General features: G+C 57.0%; 6 protein-coding genes. All 6 read right to left on the bottom strand.

Annotated features, from left to right (window positions below; all coding sequences use genetic code 11):
- Positions 1–164: 164 nt before the first annotated feature.
- The gene (locus QOL67_RS21835) at positions 165–1,181 is read right to left on the bottom strand and encodes a major capsid protein (protein ID WP_283428108.1); all 1,017 of its coding nucleotides are present in this window, start codon (positions 1,179–1,181) and stop codon (positions 165–167) included.
- A 13-nt stretch (positions 1,182–1,194) separates the two neighbouring features.
- Complete coding sequence (locus QOL67_RS21830; protein WP_283428107.1) at positions 1,195–1,557, bottom strand: head decoration protein; 363 nt, start codon at positions 1,555–1,557, stop codon at positions 1,195–1,197.
- Positions 1,558–1,560: 3 nt separating this feature from the next.
- Positions 1,561–2,670, bottom strand: coding sequence for a DUF2213 domain-containing protein (locus QOL67_RS21825; protein ID WP_283428106.1), 1,110 nt, complete (start codon positions 2,668–2,670; stop codon positions 1,561–1,563).
- Positions 2,671–2,690: 20 nt separating this feature from the next.
- Entirely contained in the window at positions 2,691–3,986 is a 1,296-nt protein-coding gene (locus QOL67_RS21820; RefSeq protein ID WP_283428105.1) for a DUF1073 domain-containing protein, read from the bottom strand.
- Positions 3,986–5,398 (bottom strand): PBSX family phage terminase large subunit, encoded by a 1,413-nt coding sequence (locus QOL67_RS21815; protein ID WP_283428104.1) that lies wholly within the window; start codon positions 5,396–5,398, stop codon positions 3,986–3,988. Before QOL67_RS21815 ends, QOL67_RS21820 begins: the two co-directional genes overlap by 1 nt.
- Positions 5,379–5,606, bottom strand: a 228-nt coding sequence (locus QOL67_RS21810; RefSeq protein WP_283428098.1) for a terminase small subunit, incomplete at its 5' end; no start/stop codon positions are given. The genes QOL67_RS21810 and QOL67_RS21815, both read right to left, overlap by 20 nt.

The raw sequence follows: 5,606 nt of genomic DNA, 5'->3' as shown, positions 1-5,606 counted from the left end.
GTTCCTCTGACAGCTTTAGGGTGCGGGTTTGGCCTGGCTTCACGATCTCAAGCCCACCATAGACTTTGAAGGCTTTTCCGCGGTGCGCGCCATTCACGATTGTGTATTCCATGGGTTCTCTCCTTGGCAGGAGGGAGGCGAACCTTGCCGCCTCCCTAATCAAATCAAGTCAGGGTGGCTTTGCGCAGGACGCGCGGCTGCTGGCAGATGTAGAGCGGGTAGCTGTAGATCTCGCCCTTACTCCACATGTTCCGATCACGATCGGGCACGTTCATCATGTAGACGTCGCGACCCGGCGTGTTGATGAAGCCCATGGTTTCCAGTGGCGCCATGGCCTTCTTGAACACATCACGTGCGCCAACAGGGAAGAATTTCGCCTCAGCCGTTGGGATGGCAACAGTCGACCCATCATCGGTACCACGGTAGTTGTGCCAGGTGATGCCGCCGTAGTGGAACGCGCCAAAAGCCTTGTTCTCCTTCAAGTCCGCGGCGGCTGACCAGTTCAAGTAGGCCTTTTCGACATTCGGGTGTTTAATCATAGCATCGTAGAAGTCATCCCCTACAAGGGCATGCACGGAAGTGCTGCTGGTAAAAGCCCCGCGGGAAGTACGCGCCATTGACCGCGTCAACTGGTGGCAGAGGCCGCGGATATCAGTTGTAGCCACATCCAGTTCAAAGGAAATGGCGGCTTCTTCGTTCTCACCAAATTCCGAGAAGAAATCGTAGATCACGGTCGTGCCGTCAGCATCAAGTAACTTACCCTGCAAGGCGCCTAATCGGTGGTGCTCATGTGTAAGTTCCAGATCCTCGCGGATGCGCTTGGAGCGGCGCGCATACTCGGCTTGAACCGCCGCAAGTTCGGTCTCCGAGCCAAACCCGCGAATGCCGTCCAACTCGTGCGCGTAGAGCGTGAACTGCTTTGCAAGGCGCGTGGTCTTTAGAGAAACCGCATCACGGTCATCGCTTTCCAAAACCTCTGGCGCCGAGCCATCCGCCGAGGTCGGGATCAGCGTCAGCTTGCCGTCACGACGATCCACGAAGATGTTGCGGGTCCGAACCGGCATCGGCTCAAAAAGACCCAAGCTGCCGAGCAGAGACGGCTTAAAGTCCATCTTTTCGATCATGCCTGTCAGGGAGGTGGTCGAAAAAGCGGAATTGTTGAAAATGTCCATTGTCGCCATTGGTCAAACCTCCTTAGCGAACGACGATGCCGAGCGCTTCCAGCGCAGCGTTCGTCGCAGTTTCCTGAGCGGCGTTTGCACCGGCCGCATATGTGAGTTCGGATTGCTGGACCTCGGCGTCACGCTTAATGACAGTTCGGCTCGCCTCTTCTGCACCGATACCAATCAGCAAAATGCCGGCTTCGTTTTCGGAACCGTCAGATGCTCCGGCGTCATGGCGCACGAACTTGCCAGATGAGGTGACCTTGCCGAGAACGGTGCCGGTCTCCAATGCACCGGCAGTGGCGTCCACGATTTCTTCATCACGAGACCGGTGGTCGTTGGCCTCCGAAATCAGAAAGGCCGCGTTCAGACGCCCTTGGGTGAGAATAGCCATGGGTCAGGCCTCCTTTTTCATATCGACGCCAGCGGAGTCGAAAACGGCTTTGCCCCACGCATCAGCGTTGTCGCCGTCACAGGGTTTAATGATGGTGTTCAGGGGATCGTCAGAGACGCCAGAGACGTCTGCCAGAGCATCAAATCGGGCTTCGATGTAGGCCTCGGACTTATCCGCGACGGCTGCATCACCAAGCTTGGTGGTGACAACCGCCTTCCGGATCTCGGCATCAGAAACGCCTTCGGTCTTCACGTCCGGGTCGATCTTGCGAGCGGCGTCAACCAAGGCCGCCCGGACTTCCACACGGGTATCAAGATCCGCATCAGACAGCTGCTCGCCTTTCAGTTTCTCGATTTCCGCGTCTTTGCCGGCAATCTCTTTGTCTTTATCCGCTAGCTCCGCGGCATGGACGGCCTTTGCGTCGTCCAGAGCCTTGCTGTTGGTGGCCAGTTGGCCGCTCAACTTCTCAATGGCTTGCGCGCCCGCGTCGGTCGTCTCGACCTGCAAGCCATCCACCAAGATTTTGCGCAGTGACATAGGTGCTTCCTTTCGTTCTGCATCGGTGAGAGGGCTTGCGCCCCATGTGTCCGCACCATCGCCGATGCGGCATTCGCTCCCCGCCCGGCCTTTGGGCACAATGGCGAGATGATTGATCCGGATGTCGCGCTGGATGGCGTCGTAGGCTTCCCCGTCCGGTGTGACGCCGTCTGCCAATTCAAGGCGGCAAGTGTAGCCGGCCGAGAGTTCGCGAGTGCCGCTCTCTACTGCTTTGATGGCTTCCGCGTCTTTGACGATCAGGGGCAGTTTGATCTTGTTGCCATCCCATGTGGCCTCAGTGGACACCTCGCCTTTGGCCAGGTCTTTCCAATTGTCTGCCGTTACGCTCTCAGGGTGGCCAAGAGTGACTGGGGCATGACTGAAGGTGCGCAAGCTATCTGGCGCACGCACTTCGTCTTCCGGCCGCCAGACACGTACGATCTCACGATCTGCGAGCCCCACTTCGGCCCCGGTGTAGAGCTGGATGCCCGATCGAACCGCGAAGGCTTCAGCCACAAAGTATCCTTCCGCAGTTTTGCGGGTGCCCGCCAATGTGGCGGTGTCAGTGAATTTCATGGGTAGGCCTCCAAGCCCGGCTATTCGTCTTCTTCGCCTTCCGCGAAGTACTCGCCCACTTGCGCTTCCAGCCCCGGTGCGACACCCGTTTCAGTAAGCGCTCCAACGAGCGAGGCACCCACGGCTTCTGGCGGCAACAAGTCCATTTCAACAACCTTCTTGAACGCGCTGCTGATCTTGTCTCCCACCTCAGCGCGGTCCTTTTCACTCAGCTGCTTGAGCGGCACCCAGGTATAGAAAACGTCGGCAGGACGACTTCCCAGGGAGCTGTGAATGATCACTTCATCCAAAACGGACATCGCATCACCTACGTCCATTTCTTGAATGGTTTGAATGCTATCGTAGTAGTTGTTCAAGTCACCGTCGCCGGTCGCATTCATCCCGTCGGGGGATTGACCAAACAAACGGGTAACCGGGATATCGGCGGCGCCACTCACCACAGTGAAGAACTTCGCCATAATGTCTGGCAACTGCGCAAAGCTGGCGCTCTTCTGCCCAACCGTTTCGGCTGCATCATGCACCAGAGTGCCGTTGATGCTTTTGGCTTTCTCCGCCAGCGACAGGCGCTCGAGCACCAAGGCTTCCGTTTTCGGGTTGCTCATCATTCTGGACAGTTCGGGAATTCCAATCGTGTCCACTTTTGCCTCAAAAACCAGAGACGCGATGTTGGCGACCGTGCTGTCTGCCTGCTTGGTTGCGTGCAGGACCGTTTGAAGCACGCTGTCGCCCCAAGGATCGATGTTAGTAGAACCTCCGCTGATTTTCTCCGCGCCGGTGAAGATCGCCAAGCGACTTGGGTGGATTTCGTAGGTCACACCTTCGCCTGTAGTGAGAGAGTAGCTTTGGGAAAGGCCAAAGGTCTCCGAAGCGATCACAAAGTCCTGCTGTCCCGGGGTGAGATCGAACTTACTTAGAACCGTGAGGTATTTCAGGCCATCCTTGGCCACACGCGTCGGGTTGAGCGGCTTGGACAAGTCCCGATCCCCTGTGCCTATGAGAATGGCAGCCCCACCCTCGAGCCGGGCCATCTTCATGGCTTTGCGAACTTTCTGTCTAAGCTTCAGGCGCTTTTCGGTTGCCTCTAGTTTGTTGACCATCTCGGCTTTGGCCTGCCATGTGCGCCACTTGCGCGTTGCGTCATCCGCCGGGATATTGATGACTTTGCGCGGCAACCAGGAAGACCGGTAAGCCGCACGCAGCTGAACCTGAGACAACTGAACGAACTGATATTCGCTGTGGCTGGCCTTGTCCCGGTCAGTACCGAGGTTGGCCACCAAGTTGCGAATACCGTCTTTGATTTGAAGGATGGCGCCCATTACAGAAGGCTCCCTAGATCATAGGTGCTAGCGTCACGTGGCCCGTTCGCCATAATGAATGCATCTGCCTTGTTCGGAGAGGCGATCTCACGCTTGGCGAGGTCTTTTTTGCTCTCGACTTTGGACTTCCCACGCGTGTCCACGTCCTTGCGCGGTGTCGATAGTTCGTCGATCAGATCTTCCAGGTGGTCGCAGTCGCTTGAAATCGCGATGAGCTCTTCCTCAGGGAAAGACATTTGCCGCTCCACCGCGTTGAAGGTGTTGCGGAACCGTGTCGCCGCCTCCCACCAGGCCTGGGCTTTCAGGTTGCAGTAGAAATCTTCATTCAGTGGCGAATTGTCATCGTTGGCGTCTATCCGTTGGCCCTTGTTCAACACCTCCCCTGAAGCGTTGAACTTTCGGTATTCGATGCTTGTTCCTTCAGATTGGTTCAGAGCCTGGAAGTGTCCGCCAGCGAAAGCCCCTACCCCAATGCTGTCGTAATCAATCTCGGCGCTTACCTGGCGCGCTCTGGCGTGAACGCGGGTCGCGGACTTAAGCAGTTCGTCTTCACCACCCGCCCACTCTTCAACATCCACAGTCAGGATGCCGTAGGCCTCAACCAGTGCGTTCTTGTCTTCCCCGCTGTCGGCAACGTCAAAGCCTATCCTGCGCCGCCCTGTCGGCTTGATGCCGAGCTTCTTGTGAGCGTCGATGGCAGCCCGGATCCAGCTGCGCTTGATAATGACCTGGTCATCATCCTCAATCGGCTCGCCGCCGTAGATGTTCACGAACCCTTCGGGGTCCGTTTGCTTCTTCTTGGCGATCACGCGAAGCATGGTCTTTGTCAGGAACGGGTTTTCGTCGTAGTTGATACGGCGCTTGATCGTGTCTCCTACAACGCCGTAGATCTCTCCCTTGATCCGCGTTGAAGGCGTTCCGGTGACAAAGGTCCGGTACACGAAGTCCGTAACCAGCTTCGGGTTGAAGATGATCCAGAACTGACTTGCTTCTCCGCGGAGCGTTGGCTCCAAAATCTCCCACTGCTCTTTGGTGAGGCCATGGGCTTCCTCAATCCAGCAGACGTCTATCCCCTCAAGGGACTTGATCTCATCGATGTGGCGCCAGAGCCCGTAGAACAGGAATTCTGATCCGGTCCGCTTATGTCGGATGCTGTCCCGCGTGATCTCGAAATCATCGTCCAGACCAAAGCGAGCAATCTGAATTTTGAGTAGCGTGTAAACTGACTCTGCGATCTTGTTCTGAAACTGGCGAGCGCAGAGGAACCGCACCTTGAAGTTGGATGCCAGGAAGACAGCGAAGCCCGCCGCATCCCAAGACTTCGAAGAAGACCTCCCCCCGTATAAGACCCTGTTGCGTGCCGGAGTTGTCCAAAACTCGCGCAGCGCTGGGTTAAGCGTCGGTTGCGTCACCAGCCGGAGCGTAGAAGTCAGACAGGGTTCGAACGCTCAGTTCCCCACCTATTTCTTTCTTGTCGGCAAGGCCCAGATCACGCGCGATGATGTTGGGGTTCAACAACTCCGCGGCCGCGCCCTCAAACTTCTGCTGTCGGATGATCTGCTCCACACGCGTCATGACCGACGACAAATCTTTGCGGGATTTCCGCCACTCCCTCCAGGT

This window comes from Shimia sagamensis, from assembly GCF_900182745.1.
Classification (GTDB): Bacteria; Pseudomonadota; Alphaproteobacteria; order Rhodobacterales; family Rhodobacteraceae; genus Shimia; species Shimia sagamensis.
This window is presented reverse-complemented; position numbering and strand designations above follow the sequence as displayed.

Bases quoted from the DNA above. Each gene is read 5' to 3' on its own strand.
- QOL67_RS21835 (WP_283428108.1), bottom strand. From the start codon at position 1,181: ATGGCGACAATGGACATTTTCAACAATTCCGCTTTTTCGACCACCTCC.
- QOL67_RS21830 (WP_283428107.1), bottom strand. From the start codon at position 1,557: ATGGCTATTCTCACCCAAGGGCGTCTGAACGCGGCCTTTCTGATTTCG.
- QOL67_RS21825 (WP_283428106.1), bottom strand. From the start codon at position 2,670: ATGAAATTCACTGACACCGCCACATTGGCGGGCACCCGCAAAACTGCG.
- QOL67_RS21820 (WP_283428105.1), bottom strand. From the start codon at position 3,986: ATGGGCGCCATCCTTCAAATCAAAGACGGTATTCGCAACTTGGTGGCC.